Annotated in this window: 12 protein-coding genes; 1 reads left to right on the forward strand and 11 read right to left on the reverse strand. The window is 41.2% G+C overall.

The window, feature by feature from the left end; all coding sequences use genetic code 11:
* Nucleotides 1-51 precede the first annotated feature (51 nt).
* Together DW083_RS20645 and DW083_RS20650 are read right to left on the reverse strand one after the other, a co-directional pair.
* A complete protein-coding gene (locus tag DW083_RS20645) occupies nt 52-1,149 on the reverse strand; it encodes a PmoA family protein (protein WP_122333708.1) in 1,098 nt (365 codons plus the stop codon).
* Nucleotides 1,150-1,154: 5 nt separating this feature from the next.
* The gene (locus DW083_RS20650; protein ID WP_122333709.1) at nt 1,155-2,528 is read right to left on the reverse strand and encodes a Gfo/Idh/MocA family protein; all 1,374 of its coding nucleotides are present in this window, start codon (nt 2,526-2,528) and stop codon (nt 1,155-1,157) included.
* Between the two features lie 182 nt (nt 2,529-2,710).
* On the opposite strand from DW083_RS20650, the gene DW083_RS20655 reads away from it, so the two are divergent.
* Nucleotides 2,711-3,583, forward strand: coding sequence for an AraC family transcriptional regulator (locus DW083_RS20655; RefSeq protein ID WP_158582148.1), 873 nt, complete (start codon nt 2,711-2,713; stop codon nt 3,581-3,583).
* A gap of 59 nt (nt 3,584-3,642) precedes the next feature.
* On the opposite strand, the gene DW083_RS20660 is transcribed toward DW083_RS20655, so the two are convergent.
* From DW083_RS20660 to DW083_RS20695, 9 genes are all read right to left on the reverse strand, one after another.
* Nucleotides 3,643-5,043, reverse strand: coding sequence for a putative oxidoreductase C-terminal domain-containing protein (locus DW083_RS20660; protein WP_122333711.1), 1,401 nt, complete (start codon nt 5,041-5,043; stop codon nt 3,643-3,645).
* A 74-nt stretch (nt 5,044-5,117) separates the two neighbouring features.
* Nucleotides 5,118-5,807: a TonB-dependent receptor plug domain-containing protein gene (locus DW083_RS20665; RefSeq protein ID WP_158582149.1), complete on the reverse strand. Its 690-nt coding sequence runs from the start codon at nt 5,805-5,807 to the stop codon at nt 5,118-5,120.
* A gap of 8 nt (nt 5,808-5,815) precedes the next feature.
* Nucleotides 5,816-6,115, reverse strand: a complete 300-nt coding sequence (locus tag DW083_RS20670) for a hypothetical protein (protein WP_122333713.1) — start codon at nt 6,113-6,115, stop codon at nt 5,816-5,818.
* A 40-nt stretch (nt 6,116-6,155) separates the two neighbouring features.
* Nucleotides 6,156-7,412 carry a 6-bladed beta-propeller gene (locus tag DW083_RS20675; RefSeq protein WP_122333714.1) on the reverse strand — a complete coding sequence of 419 codons (1,257 nt, stop codon included), beginning with the start codon at nt 7,410-7,412 and terminating at the stop codon, nt 6,156-6,158.
* A gap of 196 nt (nt 7,413-7,608) precedes the next feature.
* Complete coding sequence (locus tag DW083_RS20680) at nt 7,609-9,498, reverse strand: RagB/SusD family nutrient uptake outer membrane protein (protein ID WP_199659204.1); 1,890 nt, start codon at nt 9,496-9,498, stop codon at nt 7,609-7,611.
* Nucleotides 9,499-9,517: 19 nt separating this feature from the next.
* Nucleotides 9,518-12,400: a SusC/RagA family TonB-linked outer membrane protein gene (locus DW083_RS20685; protein WP_370039506.1), complete on the reverse strand. Its 2,883-nt coding sequence runs from the start codon at nt 12,398-12,400 to the stop codon at nt 9,518-9,520.
* Nucleotides 12,397-12,720 carry a carboxypeptidase-like regulatory domain-containing protein gene (locus DW083_RS23720; RefSeq protein ID WP_370039508.1) on the reverse strand — a complete coding sequence of 108 codons (324 nt, stop codon included), beginning with the start codon at nt 12,718-12,720 and terminating at the stop codon, nt 12,397-12,399. Before DW083_RS23720 ends, DW083_RS20685 begins: the two co-directional genes overlap by 4 nt.
* A gap of 221 nt (nt 12,721-12,941) precedes the next feature.
* The gene (locus DW083_RS20690; protein WP_122333715.1) at nt 12,942-14,834 is read right to left on the reverse strand and encodes a RagB/SusD family nutrient uptake outer membrane protein; all 1,893 of its coding nucleotides are present in this window, start codon (nt 14,832-14,834) and stop codon (nt 12,942-12,944) included.
* A 19-nt stretch (nt 14,835-14,853) separates the two neighbouring features.
* Nucleotides 14,854-17,991 carry a TonB-dependent receptor gene (locus DW083_RS20695; RefSeq protein ID WP_122333716.1) on the reverse strand — a complete coding sequence of 1,046 codons (3,138 nt, stop codon included), beginning with the start codon at nt 17,989-17,991 and terminating at the stop codon, nt 14,854-14,856.
* Between the last annotated feature and the right edge of the window lie 273 nt (nt 17,992-18,264).

The following is an 18,264-nucleotide window of genomic DNA, read 5'->3' on the forward strand; positions in this document are numbered from 1 at the left end:
AAGATACGATAACACAATTTATAATGTTCACCAGGCATCAGTTTCCAGTCTTTATTTTTTCGTCGGGGCAAAATTCACAAACGCATCCCCCCGACCACCATTGGCATTCTCATCCCAGATACGAAGCGGTTCCGGTGCATTGTAATTCTCCGGATGCCCTAAAAACAGCATACCCGAACGTCCTCGATTGCCACATTGTCCTGTGACATAAATCCAACGAGCAGTAGTTCCATCTATTCCCTGGCGCGTTTTTCCTTCCGATGTAAACATCTCGCTATTTTCTTTAGTCCACTCTTCCGTTGCACGCCATCCGAAACCGGCATAACGATAAGCTTTTATCAACACCGGTAAATCCGTCGACGGATGTAAACCAGACTCAAAATCCCACAAGAAACCATCTGCCACATTCCAAGCTTTTATATTCCAAGACTCATCCATAATCACTTTCTCACCCGAAGGGGTAAAGATATAATGATCCAGCATGGCCTTATATCCGGCACAAACATCTCCCTGATAAGTACACTCAATATCACGTGCCCGTACCGTGCCTTGTTTGTCCCCCAGGTTCCAGAGATCATATATTTTTCCGTCATACTCAATACGCGTCCAAGGATTCCAGATTCCATAATGATGGTAATGATCTTTTGGCTGTATGGCAGTCAGAACATTCCCGGAAGGGGAATAGGCCGGATGGATAAACCCGCTACGCTGATAAGCCAGATCTATTCCTGCCGGAGGAAATGTAACCGCATAATTATACTGAAGAACTTCATTACCATTCTTTTTCAACACTAAAGCAGTCCCTGTATCAGACACTTTCATTGTCCCAGTTCCCTGATGTACCTTAATCCGTTTAGCGATAAACTCGCGTGAAGTACCTGCCGGAGTAACACCATCCAAAATCCAATACAATACGGGCTTTTTTTCTTCCCATATCAATTGGCATTTCACCGGCTTCTTTTTCTTGTCTATTTTCTCAAACAAAGCAACACTGAACACTTCTCGTGTACCCAACACTGAAATGTCTGCAGAAATGACGCAATCCTTTCTTTCAAAATTACCGGCCTCCACGACTATCTTAACTGTTTCTGCCGCCCATAAAGGCAAAGATAAAAGCCAACAACAAATAATTAATATAAACTGCTTCATAACTATCAGAAATTATACGGTGGACGATGGGGACGAGCAATCATAGAATTCGCTTCGTCATCATCTTTAAATCGCTCCAGAATCGGGTCCCAATAAAGTTTTCTGTTGAGTTTCATGGCTATATGTTGCAATAAGCAAGCCGAGCAGGAACGATGTGCTACTTCAGCCGGTGTAATATTCTGCTTACGAGTCCGTACACTCTCAAGCCAATTCCCATGATGGTCTGTGCTTCTATACAAATGAACTTCGTTTTCACCAATCACAGATGTCAATATCTTCGGATCAGAAGCCTGTAATGCTTTTGAACTTCCTGCTGTCGTCGGGTCATTTGCCGAAGCCTGATAAGCTCCTCGACTTACAAATATCCATCCATCGGTTCCCGTAAACAAAACACCGTTCGGTTTCTCATTCGTATTAGTGATTCCACGGACTATCACCCCATTATCATAAAGCATCTCCGTCTCGAAATCATCCCCATGAACATCCCACAAGCCTCCGGACGCAAATGTTGCACGTCCGAATATTTCGATCGGACCGGAATATTCCTTATCCATCGCCCAATGCGCTATATCAAAATGATGCGCTCCCCACCCAGTGATCATGCCGGCTCCAAACTGTTCACAACGCAACCATCCCGGACGCCCATACCCTTGTTGGGGATGTACACGATCAACCGTATATGGGACATAAGGCGTCTGTCCAAGCCACATATCATAATTAAAACTTTTCGGGATAGGCATTTCCTCCGGATTTCCACCTGACGGATCACCCGGTAAACGGACTTCTATCTCTTTCAATTGCCCGATACGCCCATTTCTCACCAATTCGCAGGCAACCCGGAATTGCTCCATTGAACGTTGCTGGCTTCCAATCTGTAGGATGCGCCCGGTCGCATTTACAGCATCACTCATTTTACGTCCTTCTTCGATCGTTAAAGAAGTCGGTTTCTGCAAATAAACATCTTTTCCAGCCCGAACAGCATCAATTGCGATTTTGGCATGCCAATGGTCCGGGGTACTGATCAGAACTGCATCAATATCTTTATTCGCCAACAAATCTTGATAATTTTCATATGTAGTCACACCTGTATAGGGCTTTCCTAATTTTTTGGAATAGTATCCTTCTACCAACTTTTTCGCATCTGCCACCCGATTTGCATCAAGATCGGCAGCAGCAATAATCCGGACATCATCATATTTCCAAACTCCTGGCATATCATGATCCCGTGAAATACGCCCAGTCCCAATAGCTCCGATATTAATCCGATTGGATGGTGCATTAGGCCCAAAAACAGAGGCCGGAACAATAGTCGGAGCGATAAACATACCAACTCCCGCAGTCAATGATCTTTTTAGAAACTCTCTTCGTGTTGTAGTCATCGTATCAGAATTTAAAATGTTATTACTTAGTTGCTATATACAAAAGTACAAAGAGTTTACCTACCGGATATAACCTATTTTTGCAAATAATGACACTATCTTGGACCGAAACAAAAAACTTAACAGCCCCCGATTCACAAAAATTATACATACATTTGCAAATAACAAGAAGAGAGTCTGAAATGGAAAATAGAATAATGCATGAGCAACTCACGATTTATTCCGGAGCGCCTATTATTGCACGGAAATATGATTATGAGAAATTTACATTTCCCTGGCATGTACATAATGAATTCGAAATCATTTATGTAGAAGAAGGTTCAGGGAAACGGTTTGTTGCTGATAACATGGAAGAATTTCAAGCTCATGACCTTACTCTAATCGGTAGTGGAATTCCCCATTATATGAAGAGTACACCGGAGTATGAAAAGGGCGATAATAAATTGCGGGTCAGAGGCACAATCATCCAATTCGAAGAAGCCTTTATGGCTCATGCTATTAATAATTACGCCGACCTGTCTCATATCAAAAAATTATTGGAAGACTCTAAACAAGGGATTCATTTCCCTTATCCGCAAAATCAGGAGATTATCCGAAGTATTATACAATTGCCCGAATCTAACGGAATCATACGAATTATCAACTTACTACACTTGTTGGACCAAATGGCAAAATTTCCGGACAAACGCTCTCTGGGAAGTTTGCAATTCTGCCAAACCCTATCACCGGCAATGGACCTGCGCATGAAAAAGGTACTCTCATTTCTAATGAACCACTATAAGGAAGATATAGACCTTAACGAAGTATCTTCACTCATTGCCATGAACAACTCTGCCTTTTGCCGTTACTTCAAGGATAAATCAGGAAAGACTTTTACAGAATATGTGCTGGGGTTACGTACCGGATACGCATGTAAACTACTGATCGAAAACAAAATGGATATCTTCCAGATCTGTCTCGAATGCGGCTTTAACACCATTACACATTTTAACCGGATCTTCAAACGCAACACAGGCTTTACTCCTACCGAATACCGGAAACAATTTCTTAAATAAAAACCGGTCTGAAAGAATAACTCTTACAGACCGATTCACTATTCTTATAAAGAAATCGTTTACTTCATTTTCGCTTTTGCCATATCCAAAGCAGAAGTCGTTGTGTAATACTTAGCCAGCATATTCGGAACTTCCCATTCCGGCAATTTGCCATCCTTCAGATATTGAAGGAAATGCTCTGTTACCTGCCCGAAGTGAGCTTCATGACCGACACGGTATTTTGCTGGAATCTCGATCTGCCATACACTGTCGCTGATCTTATTCAAGGCTACACCCGGATATTTGGCTGAAACCTTTTCCATTGAAGCGGTAAGATCCTTTTCATAGGCAGCCAGATCGACACCCTTAACTGCTTCTACAAACAATTCGGGTTGATAGTTTTGCTCTTTACCTTGACGGATCACCAGGTCAGATTTGCTACCTTTCATCACTGAGAAGTGAGTATCACCGCCACCTTTCGGAAAAGTATAGTTCCAGATAACAGATACTTTTGCCGTCACACCTTTGATCTTATACAGAATATCACCATTGCAATAGACTTTCAACGTATCATTTTCAACATCCTTTTTCAGAAAATCAGGATAAGCTTCAGTTCCTGTCACCTGCTTAAACTCTTCCGGACTGATAGAAGTAGTCCAACGATTAGCATCCAACAGTTCGATATCATTCTTATAGTCGATTACCTGTTCCGGGAATGCTTCCCACTGAACAAGGTCTACTAAATGGGTCGTTACGTCGACGATACCCTCGCCCTGCTGGGTCACATCGAAATACCAAACCGGACGGGTTAGCGGTTTATTGTCTACCAGCTTAAACAGGTGGTGCACGCTTTCTTTAACGATAGCAGGCTCTTCGGGGCTACCCGGAAGCTGTTCGCCATACACAGCAGGGATTGTCGATAGTTCGCGCTGCAACATGGTTGTGATCTCATTTCTTTCAGTCATGATGTCATACAACATGATGTTCTTCTGCTTCGCAATATCGAAACATTCTTCAAGCAATTTGAAATTCTGGCTATTAATAGCCATCGGCTTATCTGAAAGCACATTGATACCGGCTTCAAGTGTTTTTTTAATGTATTCGGTTTTCTTTCCATTATTTCCTGCCTGAATCATGACATTGCCTTTCTTTTCAGCCAGCATTTTTTCCAGATAATCCGAACCGGTATAAACGATTTCATTCCACTGCGTCGGATTCTCTGCACGTGTATTAAAGCCCTCGATACGCTTTAGATGTTCATTCACATCGAAGCCAGTGGGTGCGTACACATAAACATCTTTAGAAACTTGCGGATAAGACACTTTCTGCACTAACGCAGCATGGAAATGTCCCGGATCAAGCGTAATCAACTTGACCTCTCCCGGCGCACCGGTAAAGCCTTCAGCCGTTTTTTCCTGTTTTGTGTTACAAGAAGCCCCTACCAACAGAGCCGCCATAGAGAATAGAAGATAGTTTTTCATACTATTATTATTAAATTATTTGTAAGCTTTTCACTTCAAACTGTATATATCGGGGCAAAGATAATAAAACATTTCTATTTTTTCGTCTTTATTACAATCACTCCATTCGCCCCTTTCGCTCCATAGCCCAAACCATCCTTAATCACCTCTATCATCTGAACATCATTCACATGACAACCTTGATCAGCAGCACTGAATGTCGTTTCTGCGCCATCCAAAATAACCAGCGGATCAGTTGAAAGATTCAAACTCTTTGAACCTCTGATGACAATCTTATCTTCCCCATTCGTATATTCAAAGTTAACCCCTGGTATACAAGCTTTAATCGCCTCTTTTATTGTCAAATAGCCATTACGTTCTATCATTTGTGCCGTTATGACGGACCCGCTGCCATATCTCTTAAAGACCAATGTTTCAACAGATACGGAATTGGTAGAACCCTTACCGTTATCGATCACCAGAGCATCACTTTTCACTTTCAGCAAAAGCTGCGTAACATCACCTAACAGAAATCTGGCCCCCCTATTGCCTTTCAGATAAATGACCACGCTATCCGTTGGCAACACATTCTTCAAAGAAAATTCGCCTTTCTTATCCGTCTTCTCTATGATCTTCGTATTAACGACACCAATACGAGCCCCTTTGACAGGTTTCCCATCCATATCGACAACACATCCTGTCACATCCTTCTTCTGTGCACACAAATCCAGGCAATTTGAACTTGCCATAAAAACAACCAATAATAAAAACATGATCTTTTTCATATCCATATTCATTTTAAAGTTACTATCATTAATACCGGATTATCGTCCGGACTCAATTTCTTAACCAGCGCTTCCAATTCTGCAGACGGATTCGGTAACTGTTCATAAATAGCCAAAAGCTCGTCTGCCGTGAACCAAGTGACCATTTCATTTCCAGATGAAACAAATTTTGGCCAGAAGACAGGGCCACCATCAAGATCATTGCGGAAACCTAAGTATTTATGCTTGACAGGTTGGTCCAATAAAGTTAGCACACCCGATTCCTTATCAAATAAAGCATGTACATTTGTAACTTTCACTTCCTGCACATATCCACGAGAATTATGTCTTTTATAATTGAAAAAACATCTATTCGACAATCACAGCAATCGGGTTACTTTCGTCAGGTAAATCAGACAAGAGCTGCCGTACTTGATTATCTTTTTTAGAAGGATTATCTTCGATCCATTCTTTCACTTCGGTTACGTCCAATAATCCAGCCAATTCACCTTTGGCGGTTGCTGTCTGGAGTGATTTAATGAAAAGCCCGTTTGCCAAATCGCTTATCATTCCTTTCTCCATGACCTTAACCTTTCCATTTCCTTTATCATAAATACCCCAGTACGTTTCGTCTTTGCCCAATCCTTTATAGTTAATCTCATAATAATTGGTTTGGAAAACAAAAAACAGGACTTTTTCACCCTCCAGCACATAGTTGAAAGCAATCTTATCCTCGTTCCCTTCCGGATTATACCGCTCTTCATAAGGCCAATGCCTGAAACCTAAGTCAAAAACATATCGAGGTTCCAACAACTGATCCGATACACAATAAATGGTATCGTTAAAGTTCCCTTTAAAATAGACTTGATCACCGAATGTCCATAAACAAGGTTCCTTTGTATAATCAAAGACGACTTTGTCGTTTTTCAAATACAAAATCAGGCAACGAGTAGAAACAGGAATATTTCCATACCCTCCCAAAAAGATTGGTGTCCTGAAGAGTTCAAAAGGTATCGTATCATCTTGATTCACGATTTCACTTTGTACCTTTTTATTCAGGACATTATATGAAAATATTTTGTCTTCATACTTGTTGAATAGAGTTTTTGAGTAAAAATACAAATTGCCTCCGTTTCCGATTATAGACAAACCTTGCAACCTTGGCATCCCTTCCGGCAGATTGATGTGCTCCAACGGATTTCCATCCGCATCAAAACGTAAAATCCGTTGACCTTCTGTCTGGATATAGATGATGCCCGACACATCATCCGTCCAAAAAACTGGAAGACCATCCTGCAATAGATATTCATCCGCCCCTTGCCCGATCTTCCCGATGCATCTGATAAATTTACCGGTCTTACGATCGAACATTTTCACCGGTTGCTCACGAGAGCCAACAAGCAATTTATCTTTCAATATCCTGATATAAGCCCTATCTCCTATCAGAGACTCATCTGTTGTTTCCAATGACACATAATCAATATGATACCCGATGTCTTCCACCGAAATTTCTTCAAGTTGTTCCAATGCTTGACTCAAGTTAATGGTCATGTTTTTCTCTTCCTCTTTTTTACTTGAACAAGCCCACCCGATTACTACCAATATGACAAATACGATTTTCTTCATGATTAACTCTTAATATATAGTTTTATTTGAATACCCATCTTGAGGGTGTCTGTTAAAATCAATCCTAACTGAATAATATCGATACCTACATAAAAAGAGGCATGGCCTACGGGAGATTAGCTCGCTTGCAGCCTTCCCGACGGCACATGCCTCTTGCGCGTTGTTGTTATGTGTATCGCGCTTTTTTGTCGACTTGTTATTTAGCCGGCACTTCTTCGCCTACTTTTAACGGAGTGATGTTATTTTCAGCGCCCGGATAACCGATGTTCTGGTTCAGTGCACCACCATAGTTGGTATTGATGGCGCTTGCCGGAACTGGCCACAAAATATGATGTACGCTAATCTTATATTCGGCCCATTTATGCTTAACTCCTTTATTATAGAAATTATTCTTAGCCGTTACCCAGTCATACCAGAAGTTGTAACCTGTTTCTTTGATATTCGAACCTGTACCTCCGGGGCCGGACAGATTATCCAATTTGTATACCCGTCCACCAAAAACTTCACATGGTTTACCTGTCCTTGCATAAATATAGGATATACGCACTAACTCCAAATGACGGTTTTCTTCGTAATATAATTCACGGGCACGTTCGTCCAGAATGGCTCCAATATTAATATCAGCTGCTGTCAGCGGATCTGCTCCTGCACGCTCACGAACCACATTCAGCATATTTGCAGCTTCCTGAGGCTGATCTTTCCAATAATAGCATTCTCCCATCATCAGATAGACTTCCGCCGAACGATAAATATACCAGGGAGTTTCACCTCCTGCCCATTGTTGTTGCAATGGATCCGGGACAAATACTTTATAATGCGGCCACATAAACCAGCAACGGATGGAATCTTCCACTGACATAGCCGGATTCTTTACAAAATTCTTACCGTACCACTCATTCTTCCCCTTCAAGCTCGGATTATTATAATGCAAATCCTCCATACGCCTCCAACTATCGTGATTGTTCGGGCTTCGCAAATCATTTTTCTCCTTATCCGTCCAAATCGTATACTGGAAATAATTTGTCGGACGAGCACGTCCGATCCCACGACCGTATGTTTTATTCAAATCCATTTCCGGATCTGTCTCGTCGGCTGCGATGTTTACGCTCGTTCCGGTTTGACCATCCGGCGTTTTAATCGCACCACTATTCCAAAAGGGGACACCGTTACGCATCGTCTGTATACGGTCGGAACCATCCACTTCCGGATAGGCTACAACATACATCAGACCTTCCGTATTACTCATATCCAGTTTGGCCTCCACACTATGCAAATCATGCATCAAATTTGTATGGGCTTTTGACTGGTTAGCTGTAAAACGAGTAGTCATCAAAGGATGATTGGCAACTATTTCTTTTCCGACAGCCAATGCCCGGTCAAAATCACCTAATGTCATGCAGATTTTCATCAATAAAACCCCACAAGCCGCTTTTGAAGTTTTTCCTCGATCCACTTTTTCAGGAACCCATTGGTAGGCGTACTCCATTTCTTCCTTCATCTTCTCCAAAATACTCCAACGGTCATAAGAATAGAAATCATATTTCGGAATAGTAAGCTCCCCATCTATAAACGGGACATCTCCGAACTGATGCGTTAACTTGAAATAGCGATACGCACGCTGAAAATAAGCAGCTCCTAAAACGGCATTTTTTTCCGCCTCGTTTTTAAAGGTGGCAGCGTCCAAACGGGAAATAACCACATTGGAATACTTTATTGCTTTAAAGCCCTCGTACCAATACCAACCGGTTTTGGTTTTATCCCCATTATTCAGATCCATATCCGGCAGTAATGTATTATCCATATCCATCTGCGGACCGGCTTTATCAGTCGTTCCCTCCACACAAATATCGGACTGTACCATCTCCGTTACAATAGGAGCTGCATCCCCGAAAAACTCATGACGCATATTACGTTCGCAGGAAGTCAAGGCGCCATAAAGCCCTTCAGCATTTACATATGCATTTTCAGGTGTATAAAATGACAGTGGTTTGGGTTCCAACCAGGAGTCACTACAAGCCACTATTGTCGTCAACAAAGCTGCAGTACCGCCCAAAACCGTATATTTTCTTATATTTATCTTTTTCATATTTGCTCTGATTTTTTAATTATAAAGTAAAGTTCACACTCAAATTATAGGTACGAGGAGTCGGAACTCCTGTTTCCGGATCCCAGAAATCCCAATGGGGAGAGAATACAGCTACATTACGTACACTCATAGACACACGCATATCTTGTACGAAGACTTTCTTTAGGAAATTCTTCGGGACATTATAAGACAGGGTGATATTGTCCAAACGGATAAAAGACTTTTCAAGATAATTAGTTCCTATATTTTTAGAGCCGATACGGGCATAGTCATTTATCGGATTTTCCGGCATCCAGTGAGGCTGGACATACTCAGTACAACGGTCCGGGAAGTTAGAAACATTGGCTGCACGGTTGAAAGAAGCATAATGCCCCCACTGCGAATACATCATGAATGATAAAGACAAATTCTTATAAAATGTGAACTCATTCCGGAACGTCCAACGGAACTGCGGAGTTTTGTTTTTCTGGAATACTTTATCCTTATCCGTCATCACTCCATCTTTATCCAAATCCAGATATTTGAAGTCGCCAGGCTGGCAACCATATTTGGCAGCCTCCTCCGCTTCATCCATCTGCCATACACCATCGCGTACATAGTCCCAAATCTGTTCGGTGTCATGCCCGATAAACCATTTGTTTTTAATGTCATCCGCTTCTTTCTGTCCGATAACATTACCATTATCATCTACAACATCTACCATTTCCCCATACAAATGAGTGACCTTTCTACGGTTCAAAGAAAAGTTGCCAGTTGCCGACCATGAAAAGTTTTCCTTTTTGATAATATTGGCATTGAGAGATATCTCGAATCCCTTATTCTTGATTTCACCTAAATTAGATGCCACACTGTTGAAACCGGTAATTTCCGGTAGGACACGGTCCACTAACAAATCGTTTGTTTTCGACACATAAAATTCCATCGATCCACCGATGATATCGTTAAACAGGGAATAATCCAATCCGGCATTATAAGATGTCGTCCTTTCCCATTTTAAAGCTCTATTCGACATACGGTTTACGTACAACTGGGAAGAAGTATAAATAGTACCGTTTTGATCGATGTAAGGATGTAATCCTGAAGTCAGGTCGGAAAGAGCTTCATACTGGCCGATATCACGGTTACCATTCTGTCCCCAGGATACTCTCAATTTACCATAATTCAACCAGGAACTCATATTTTCCATAAACCTTTCAGAGCTAAAGGTCCATCCTAATGCAACAGCCGGAAAAACGGCTCTCGGATGCATTTGTCCAAAAGCAGAATAACCATCGCGACGAACAGATGCTGTTAACATATAACGGTTTTTAAAGGAATAGAATAAACGTCCCATCAATGCATCACCTGTTTTATACGTATCGTCACTCTCTACCAAAGGAACGGTTCCGGCTTGTAAGCGGTGATATCCCAAAATATCGCTTGGTGAATAATTAGATGCTTTTGCCGTCTGTTTCCAGGATTGGCCTTTTTCCGCGTTAATCAAAAACGTAGCTTCGACAGTATGCAATTTATTAAATTCACGCCTCCAGCTGAAGATATTATCAATCTGCCAACTGAATTTCTTACGTGTCGTACGCACAGAGCTACCGCCTTGACTTGCCCAGTTTTCATTTTCAGAAGACTCATGGCTGTATAATTCGTAAAATTCATAATGCGGAGTAAAATTCATCTGATATTCAATACCAAACGGCAGTGATACTTTGGCATACATATTAGCATCCAATGTAGAATACATCTTTTTTCGGTCGCGATACAAATTATCATAAAACGGATTCACAGGAGTAGCGTCTCCTGTCGGCCAACGGCGGTATGGGCTGTCCGGATCGTCCAAGTTATTAGAGCCGTACGGGGAAATCCGAATCATTTGTTCCCAATCACAAAGCCAGTATTTATCTTTATCGTTATTCCCGTTCGAATCATAATTATTTAAATCCTTCTCATCACGTGAAGAAAAGCTGGACCGCAAACCTACTGTCAGGAAATTGGTAATCTTCGATTCCAGATTCAAACGTGTACGGAAATTTGTCATTTTGTCGCCCGTTATAATTCCTTCCCGATCTGAATAACCCAATGACCAGTAATATGACATATTATCCGTACGATTTGAAACACTGGCTGTATAGTCTTGCTGGAAACCTGTCTGAAAGACCAGATCATCCCAAGCGGTCTCATTTCCTATCATATAATTATCTATTTCCGGCGCCTTAAAATCCAAACGAGCCAACCAGGAACGAACCAAATCATCTTCTGAAACGGAGGAAACCGGAGTCTTTTGCGTATAATTATACCAAGTTAACTGATCAACATTCTGCAACTTGCGAGGATCACTAAAAATCTCCGGATACTTAGCCAGATATTCGGCCGAATTACGGGTAACTTCATAATCCTGACGATATTTCACAAAACCTTCACCATCCAATATTTTTTGTTGATTAGCAACCTGTACAAACCCTATGTTTGTATTAAAATTAACAACAGGTTTACCAGCTTTTCCTTTTTTTGTCGTAACAACAACTACCCCATTTGCGGCCTTTGCTCCATAAACAGCTGCAGAACTGGCATCTTTCAAAACATCGATCGCCTCAATATCAACCGGATTAATATCATTAAGAGATCCTTCAAAAATCACTCCATCCAAGACAATCAGAGGAGATGATCCAGCCTTTAACGTATTTTTCCCTCGAATTTGCAAACTTGATTGGTCTTTTGCACCAGTCGACATACCAATATTTAAACCCGGAGAATTAGCACGCATCAAATCCTGAATGGAACCAGGAGCTTCGGCAACCAATTGATCAGTCTTAATAGTCGAAATCGCACCAGTTAAATCTTTTTTCTTTGCCGTACCATAACCAATAACAACGACTTCTTCCAGATTTTGTGTATCTTCCTTCAATTTCACATTAATCTTGTTTTGCTTACCTGCCGGAATTTCCTGTGCAGATAACCAATGTAAGAAAAGACCAATACGACATTCTTACCGGAAACGGAAATACTGTATTCCCCATTAATATCGGTTATGGAACCATTAGTCGTCCCTTTCTGTAAAACATTAACCCCGATAAGAGGTTCGCCCGACATGTCTACGACTTTTCCGGTAATCGGTAAGTTCTGAGCAGATACTCCTCCAATATTTATTATACAGAGGAAGATTATCAGGAGATATGCATATCTCCTGATAGCCAAGTAATTACTTGGAGATTCAGTTGTCCATTTTTTCATACTAATATTATTTAAATTTAACCTGACACAATATTAGAGAGAAAAGAGACTTGTAACATAGCCTTTTTTTGCAAATAATAAGACTATGTTTGCAACTTCAACTACAGAAAAAAAAGAGGCATGGCCTGCGGGAGTAATAAAGCTCGCTTGCTGTCTTCCCGACGGCACATGCCTCTTGCGCGTTGTTGTTGTTATGTGTATTGCGCTTTATTGTCGACTTGTTATTTAGCCGGCGCTTCTTCGCCTACCTTTAACGGGGTGATGTTGTTTTCAGCGCCCGGATAACCGATGTTCTGGTTGATTACACCACCTGTATTTGTCGAGATTGCGGTATTCGGAATCGGCCACAAAATATGGTGGACACTGATACGGTATTTTCCATAAGCAATTTCAACGCCGTCACGGAAAAAGTTATTATGTGTCATCATCCAGTCATACCAGAAGTTATACCCCATTTCTTTCACATTAGAACCTGTTCCGCCAGGGCCGGATATATTATCCAGTTTATAAACACGGCCACCGAAAACTTCACAGGATTTACCCAGTTTAGCATAAGTGTAAGCTATACGAACCAACTCTACATGACGGTTTTCTTCGTAATACAATTCACGGGCACGCTCTGCGAGAATTGCACCGATATTAATCTCAGATGCTGTCAAAGGTTCTGCACCGGCACGCTCACGAACAACATTCAGCATATTGGCAGCTTCCTGTGGTTGGTCTTTCCAATAATAACATTCGCCTAACATCAGATAGACTTCTGCCGAACGATAGATATACCAAGGAGTTTCCCCTCCGCTACGGTCTGTTGCCTTTGTTGGATCCGGAACAAATATTTTGTAATGCGGCCACATGAACCAACAGCGTACAGAGTCGGAAACACTTATATTAACAGGACGTACCAAATGCTTGCCATACCATTCCGACTTACTTTTCAACCCCGGTTCGTTATAATACAAATCAGTCATACGTCGCCAGCTATCATGGTTATTAGGACCACGAAGGTCATTCTTCTCTTTATCGGTCCAGATTTCATACTGGTAATAATTTGTCGGACGGCAAGTTCCGATACCACGGCCAACATTAAAATCATTATCTATTTCTGTCTCTTTATCTGCAGAAGCCGGTGAAATAGCGGTTCCAGTTTCCCCGGCAGGTGTCATGATCGCAGCACCTTTCGCCCAATAAGGAGTTGCATTACGCATGGTTTGTATCCTGTCTCGGCCTTCCACATCCGGATAGGAAACAACATACATCAAGCCTTCCGTATTCGACATGTCCATCTTTGCCTCTACACTATGCAAGTCATGCATCAGGTTCGTATTCGGCTTTGTCTTGTTTGTCGTAAAACGGCTCGTCATCAACGGATTATTTGCAACGATTTCTTTCCCGACTTCAATTGCTCGATCAAATTCACCCAAGCACATGTAAATTTTCATCAATAATACTCCACAGGCAGCCTTTGATGTTTTGCCACGATCAACTTTCTCCGGAACCCATTGCCAGGCAAACTCCATATCAGACTTGCACTGTTCAAGAATACTCCAGCGGTCGTGTGAATAGAAGTCCAGTTTCGGAGAGGTAATTTCTTTATCGAGAAAAGGCACATCCCCAAACTGATGAGTCAACTTATAATAACGATAAGCGCGTTGGAAATAGGCTGCACCCAAAACGGCATTCCGTTCCGCTTCATCTTTAAACGTAGCGGCATCCAGGCGGCTAATTACGATATTGGCATATTTGATACCTTTAAACCCTTCATCCCAATACCATTTCATTTTATTTTTAGCATCACTTCTCGATTGAGTCGGAATCATGTAATTATCAAAATCAACGAGAGAACCGCTTTCATCCGTCTTTCCATGGACCGCGATATCCGAAGTGTACATTTCTGTTAAAATCGGAGATAAATCACCGAAGTACTCATGCCTCATATTACGCTCGCAAGCAACAATAGCCGCGTATAAACCATTTGCATCCACATAAGTATTTTCCGGCGTATAGAACGAAAGAGGCTTCGGATCCAACCAACTTTCTTTACAACCGGTCGTCAGTAAAGGTAATATAGCTAACGCTCCTATTACACATTTCTTTATATGTTTATTCTTTTTCATATTTCTGATTATTCTTTTATTAAAGAGTAAAGTTAACACTAAGATTATAGGATCTCATTGTATAATCGCCGCCTTCTACGTCGCCGAATGACCAATTTGAAATCACAAACGGATTGCGGGCACTTAAAGAAAGACGCATATTCTGCACCTTAAACTTGCTCAGGAAGGTCTTCGGCACATTATAAGACAAAGTGATGTTTTCCATACGGACAAACGTCTTCTTTACATAATGGCTACCTAAATTATAGGAACCGATACGTCCGTAGTCGTTTGTAGGATTATCGATCGTCCAACGCGGTAAATCGACAATTGAATATCGGTCATACGTACCACCGGTATTTGCCGCGCGATTGAATGTTCCATATTGTCCGACATGGGAGTATACCATAAAAGAAAAACTGAAGTCTTTATAACTGAATTCATTTCTCCATGACCAGTAGAAACGGGGAGTCGTATATCCCTGGAACACCTTGTCGTCGTCATTCATCACACCATCATTGTTTTGATCGATATACCGGAAGTCACCTGGTTTACAACCATATTTGGCTGCTTCTTCTTCTTCACCCAATTGCCATACGCCTTTTCCTTCATAATCCCAGATCTGGTCGGGATCATGGCCGATAAACCATTTGTTTCCAATATCGTCTGCTTCCTTCTGTCCAATGACATTACCATCTTTATCCAAAACATCAACCATGTCACCATACAATTTTTTCAATTTACGACGGTTAAAGGAGAAAGTTCCGGAAGAGGTCCACATAAAGTCATTCGTACTGATGACATCACCATTCAAAGATAATTCAAACCCTTTATTTGCCAATTTACCCAAATTAGCCTTAACGTCTGCAAAACCTAAAATAGAAGGCAAAGAACGGTTGACCAACAAATCCTGAGTTTCAGTCATGTAAGTTTCAACAGAACCTCTCAGGCGATCTCCCAACATCGAAAAATCCAAACCGATATTGTAAGATGCCGTGCGCTCCCATTTCAAATCGGCATTAGCCATACGGCTAACATAAATCTGAGATGTGATATAAATATTTCCGTTCTGATCGATATAAGGATGTAAACCGGAAGTAAGACTTGCCAATGCATCGTACTGGCCGATATCGCGGTTTCCGTTCTGCCCCCATGAGAAACGCAACTTTCCATAATTCAACCAATTGCTTGCCGGTTCCAGGAACTTCTCGGATGTGAAAACCCATCCTAAGGCAACTGCAGGGAAAGTGGCACGCGGATTCGCCTGTCCGAAGGCAGAATAACCGTCACGACGAACAGATGCAGTCAACATATATTTATCTTTGAAAGAATAGAAGACACGTCCCATCAGAGCATCACCCGTTTTGTATTTATCTTCACTGGAGACAACCGGAACTGTTCCGGCCCCGATATTATGATAGCCAAGGACATCACTCGGTGAAAACTGTGTATTTTTTGCAGTTGTGCTCCAATACTGTTCTTTTTCAGCATTAGCCAGGAAAGTAGCTTCGAGTCTATGGTCTTTTCCAAAGTCCATTTTCCAACGGACAATATTATCCAGCAACCAACCGAATGTTTTCTGATTGGTACGTTCCGAGTTACCTCCTTCTCCAGCCCACTCGGGATGTTGGGATGATTTATGGTTATAATATTCATACCATTTATAAGTCGGAGTAAAGTTCATCTGATATTCGAAACCGAAAGGCAATTTCACTATACCATATATATTAGCATTCAAAGTATGCGTAATTTTTTTACGATCGGTATACAGATTGTCAAAAAACGGGTTCTTCGAATTATTATCACCATTAGGATACATCCGGTACGGGCTCTCCAAATCATCTATATCATTAGTTGTATATGGTGAATTACGTTCGCGCTGAACGGCATCTGCGGCTAATGCACTTTCATCTTTGGTTGCAAAAGAAGAAGTCAAACCAATTGTCAGGAAGCTATTTACTTTAGATTCTAAGTTCAAACGGGTACGGAACGTCTTGTACCAATCACCTGTCTGAATCCCGTCACGATCTGCATAGCCTAAAGACCAGTAATATGAAAAATCGTCCGTGCGATTTGATACACTTGCCGTATAATCTTGCTGAAGACCTGTCTGAAAAATATAATCATCCCAATCAGTCTCTATCCCATTCAAGTAATTCTCTACTTCAATATTTTTAAAGTTCAAACGGGACAACCAGGTTGTAATCATCTGCTCATTGGAGGGTAAAGATGTAGCAGGAGTCGACTGATCGTAGTTATACCATGATAAAGGATCTATTCCGCTATTACTCAACAACCTCGGATCGGTATACATACCCGGTTTAGCGGCTAACTCTTCCTTTGTCAGCAGGCTTTCAGAATATTCCTGTCGAAACTTGATAAAACCGGCACCATCAACAACAGATGGTATGCGGGAAGGCTGCACCAAACCCAGATTGGTATTAAAATTAACCACTGGTTTTGAGGTCTTACCTTTTTTAGTCGTAATTGCAATTACACCATTTGCTGCTTTTGCTCCATAAACAGCAACGGAGCTGGCATCTTTCAATACATCAACAGATTGGATATCTATTGGATTTATATCGGAAAGATCTCCATTAAAAATAACACCATCCAAAACATATAGCGGACTGGATCCGGCTGTCAATGTATTTTTTCCACGAATCTGAACATCCCCTGTCCCTGCTGCATTCGTAGACATTTTAATTGATAAACCGGCTGCATTTGCACGCAGAAGATCCTGAACAGAACGAGGACTTTCTTTCTCCAAGTTTTCTGTTCTTACAGAAGAAATCGCCCCGGTCAAATCCTTTTTCTTAGCCGTACCGTAACCGATTACTACCACTTCTTCCAATTCCTCAGAATCTTCTTTCATGGTCAAATTAATCACTTTTCGATTGGATACCGGTATTTCCTGAGTCAAATAACCGATATAGGAAAAGACTAAAATGGGGTTTTTTCCTGTTACAGTAACACTGTACTTTCCATCTATATCCGTGATAGAACCATTTGTTGTTCCTTTTTCCATCACGTTCACGCCAATCAACGCTTCGCCAGATTGGTCTTTCACAACTCCCGTTACTGTTAATCCTTGAGCGCTCGCATAACACGCAAAAACACTCATCAACAATAATACAAAAGTACAACGGGACACAAGACTAAACACATGTTTTCTCATATTCTCATTTAAATTGGTATTAAATAATTAGTTAGTAAAACTCTTTCTTGCATTAAACCATCACATTGTGTACGTTCACACAAGCCATCAAACACGCACAATAGATTATCCACTATTCATAATAATAAATATTAAGATTCAACACTTTATACATTTTCTTCATCTATAAAATGAACTAAAAAAACGACGTTTTTTTAGTCATTTTTCAAAGCTATTTTTACTAAATATCTCTGTATATATCTACTTCCAATATACACATTAAACAATTGTGCT

The organism is Parabacteroides sp. AF48-14, assembly GCF_003477465.1.
In the GTDB taxonomy this organism is placed as follows: Bacteria; Bacteroidota; Bacteroidia; order Bacteroidales; family Tannerellaceae; genus Parabacteroides; species Parabacteroides acidifaciens.

Bases quoted from the DNA above. Each gene is read 5' to 3' on its own strand.
- DW083_RS20660 (WP_122333711.1), bottom strand. From the start codon at position 5,043: ATGAAAAACTATCTTCTATTCTCTATGGCGGCTCTGTTGGTAGGGGCT.
- DW083_RS20695 (WP_122333716.1), bottom strand. From the start codon at position 17,991: ATGAGAAAACATGTGTTTAGTCTTGTGTCCCGTTGTACTTTTGTATTA.
- DW083_RS20690 (WP_122333715.1), bottom strand. From the start codon at position 14,834: ATGAAAAAGAATAAACATATAAAGAAATGTGTAATAGGAGCGTTAGCT.
- DW083_RS20655 (WP_158582148.1), top strand. From the start codon at position 2,711: ATGGAAAATAGAATAATGCATGAGCAACTCACGATTTATTCCGGAGCG.
- DW083_RS20680 (WP_199659204.1), bottom strand. From the start codon at position 9,498: ATGAAAAAGATAAATATAAGAAAATATACGGTTTTGGGCGGTACTGCA.
- DW083_RS20675 (WP_122333714.1), bottom strand. From the start codon at position 7,412: ATGAAGAAAATCGTATTTGTCATATTGGTAGTAATCGGGTGGGCTTGT.
- DW083_RS20645 (WP_122333708.1), bottom strand. From the start codon at position 1,149: ATGAAGCAGTTTATATTAATTATTTGTTGTTGGCTTTTATCTTTGCCT.
- DW083_RS20665 (WP_158582149.1), bottom strand. From the start codon at position 5,807: ATGAAAAAGATCATGTTTTTATTATTGGTTGTTTTTATGGCAAGTTCA.
- DW083_RS20650 (WP_122333709.1), bottom strand. From the start codon at position 2,528: ATGACTACAACACGAAGAGAGTTTCTAAAAAGATCATTGACTGCGGGA.
- DW083_RS23720 (WP_370039508.1), bottom strand. From the start codon at position 12,720: ATGAAAAAATGGACAACTGAATCTCCAAGTAATTACTTGGCTATCAGG.